A 2728-nucleotide genomic window follows, 5' to 3' on the forward strand; every position below is an offset into this window, starting at 1 on the left:
CGCCGGCATCTCGGACGTCTCGGGCGGGCGCGTGCTGCCGGTCGTCGGCGGCGTGCTGATCCGCGACAAGGCCGGTGCCGTCATCGGCGCCGTCGGCATTTCAGGCGACACGTCGGACAATGACGAAGCCGCGGCAATCGCCGGCATCGAGGCCGCCGGTTTCACCGCCGATCCGGGGTGAGGTCGGGAACTTCGTCATCCGCGGGCGGAGCAGGAGCGAGGCTCCGTCGCGCAGACCCGAGGATCCATTCCGTAACATCAGCCGTAGAGTGCAGCGGAGCAGAATTCTGGACCGCTGAAACGCTCACGTGTCGCGGCTTGGACCCTGGGGTCTGCGCCGCGTCGCTACGCTCCTTGCTACGCCCTGGGATGACGACGTTAGGGGCGTTTGCGCCAACTGTCAGCGCAAGCGCCCGTCAAACTTCCGCCTTCCGCGCCGGGGACCTAATTCAAATTGATGTCCCGGCTGGCCGACCGCATCGACACCGCGAATCCGGCCAGCACGTCGAACAGCGCGATGACCATCAGGGTGAAGAAGACGGAATGGGCCGCACCCTTCACCAGCAGGAACTCGACCAGGAAGGCCACGAAGACCAGCGTCGACAGAAGATGGTCCATGATCGAGGCATTGGTGGTGCGCACCGACTTCGCCATTTCGAGGAACAGGAAGATCAGCCCGATCAGCACCATCAGATCGCCAAGCGTCATCGAGAACACGCCACCCGACATCATGCTGAATGAGAAGACCTCGCTTGCCCACGGATCGTCACCGCTGCCGAATATTCCCAGCAGTCCGAGATTGTAGAGCACGAAAGGCACGATCAGCAGCGGAATGGCACCGAACATCTGGCGTCTCCATGTGGGGGCAATCCTTTGTAGAATGCGCCACAGGCACGCCGTCAAGATGTTTCGATGGCAGCGTTGAACACGGTCGAAGACCGCACGCAACAACAATGTCAGCCGGTTGCCTGCAACGATTGCCGCCCACGCGTCGAGATGCGCGCTACCCCGCCCCCCAAACGCAAAAGGACCGGCCACTGGCCGGTCCTTTTGGAATTCAAACCTTTGGAAGGCTGGTCTCAGCTTTCCTTGGGCGTCAACACCTGGCGACCGCGATACATGCCGGTCTTCAGGTCGATATGGTGCGGACGGCGCATTTCGCCGGAATTCTTGTCCTCGACATAGGTCGGGGCCTTGAGGGCGTCGGCCGAGCGGCGCATGCCGCGCTTGGACGGAGAGGTTTTACGTTTCGGAACGGCCATGGATATGCTCCACTACATGGTCAAAAGCCCCGCCCGCCCTCGTGAAAGGGCCATGTCGGGGCCTAAATCTGAGAAAGTCGGGTGCCTATACACGCCCTGTGCCGTTTTGGCCAGCACTGGCGCGAATTTTTTTGGATCGGCTAGCGGAGACAACCGACATAGGCGCCCGAGCGGCCGGCTCGCCGCTCGATCAGATTGGCAAGCCGCCTCAGGCCAGGCCCGGGCTTGGCCGGATTGCGGGCGATCGGATTTGGCAAAGAGACCGCAAGCAGGGCGGCCTGCCGTCGCGACAGCTGTTTTGCCGAGACGCCGAAATGGTGCTGTGCCGCGGCCTCGATGCCGTAGATGCCCGGCCCCCACTCGGCGATGTTGAGATAGATTTCCATGATGCGCCGTTTCGACATCACCGCATCGAAATAGACGGCCAGCGGCAATTCGACCACCTTGCGCACCGAGCCCAGCGGCCGCGACCAGAGATACAGGTTCTTGACCGTCTGCATGGTGATGGTCGAGGCGCCGCGCGTCGCTTCGCCGGCCAGCGCATCGTCGACGACGCCTCTCAGCTCGCCGAGATCGACGCCACGATGAAAGCAGAACTGCCCGTCCTCCGACATGATGACGGAATTGGCCAGCACCGGCGACACGTCATCGATCGACACCCAGCGGCGGTCGTAACCGGAGAAGGTCGCCAGGTCCTTCAGCATCAGCGTCGAGACAGGATGCACGAAGAACGGCAGGTACAGAAACGTCAGCACGACCGGAATCAAAGCCAGCACCGCGGCCACGACGATGCCGCGCCGGACCCAGCGCTTGAGACCACGGCGGTTTACGCCCCGCGATCTCGTCGCCATGTCCAGCTTTTCGGTTTCATGATCGACGATCGGTTCCGCCAAGCCGCCCAACCCGTGCCAGAGAGCTCGTTTTGAAACGCGCTCCTGTGAGTCATGTGACGGTGTTTTCGAGAACCGGAGCGGAGCGTACATTAGAGTACGCAAGCACCGGAAGCGCAGAAAACGCCCTCAGATGACCGCAGGAGTAGAGTTTCCGAACGGGCTCATACTGCTCCGGCATAATGGCGCTTGCCTTCTTGCGCAACGTCTGAGTGTCGGCTACCGGTCCCGGCCATGACGAATGACGACCAAATGGCGTTCGAAATGGCGCTGATCAGGCGGGCAGCCGCCGTCGAGGTGCTGCTGCGGCGACTGCTCGACGACCGCGCGCTTTCGGGCGAGATCGCCCGGCCGGACCGGCTGATGGCGGCGATGCGCCATGGCGTGCTGAACGGCGGCAAGCGCCTGCGGCCCTTCCTGGTCATGGAAAGTGCCGCCCTTTTTTCCGCCGACGGCGAGGCGGCACTGCGTGTCGCCGCCGCACTTGAATGCGTGCATTGCTATTCGCTGATCCACGACGATCTGCCCGCCATGGACGACGACGACCTGCGTCGCGGCCAGCCGACCGTGCACAAG

At 62.9% G+C, this 2728-nt stretch carries 5 protein-coding genes; 2 read left to right on the top strand and 3 right to left on the bottom strand.

The features are described from left to right. Window positions 1–181 (top strand): heme-binding protein (locus tag EN914_RS31040; protein WP_164779034.1); only part of this gene is annotated, 181 nt, incomplete at its 5' end. A gap of 263 nt (window positions 182–444) precedes the next feature. Here EN914_RS31040 and EN914_RS31045 read toward each other — a convergent pair. The 3 genes from EN914_RS31045 to EN914_RS31055 all read right to left on the bottom strand — a co-directional run bounded on the left by EN914_RS31045 (window position 445) and on the right by EN914_RS31055 (window position 2164). Next, window positions 445–846 carry a hypothetical protein gene (locus tag EN914_RS31045; RefSeq protein ID WP_013529226.1) on the bottom strand — a complete coding sequence of 134 codons (402 nt, stop codon included), beginning with the start codon at window positions 844–846 and terminating at the stop codon, window positions 445–447. A gap of 233 nt (window positions 847–1079) precedes the next feature. Beyond that, entirely contained in the window at window positions 1080–1262 is a 183-nt protein-coding gene (gene rpmF, locus EN914_RS31050; RefSeq protein WP_008834724.1) for a 50S ribosomal protein L32, read from the bottom strand. A gap of 140 nt (window positions 1263–1402) precedes the next feature. Further along, complete coding sequence (locus tag EN914_RS31055) at window positions 1403–2164, bottom strand: transglycosylase domain-containing protein (protein ID WP_013529225.1); 762 nt, start codon at window positions 2162–2164, stop codon at window positions 1403–1405. Between the two features lie 222 nt (window positions 2165–2386). Here EN914_RS31055 and EN914_RS31060 point away from each other — a divergent pair. Continuing rightward, window positions 2387–2728, top strand: a 342-nt coding sequence (locus EN914_RS31060; RefSeq protein ID WP_206527283.1) for a polyprenyl synthetase family protein, incomplete at its 3' end; no start/stop codon positions are given.

The organism is Mesorhizobium sp. M7A.F.Ca.CA.001.08.2.1, from assembly GCF_003998455.1.
Taxonomy (GTDB): domain Bacteria; phylum Pseudomonadota; class Alphaproteobacteria; order Rhizobiales; family Rhizobiaceae; genus Mesorhizobium; species Mesorhizobium ciceri.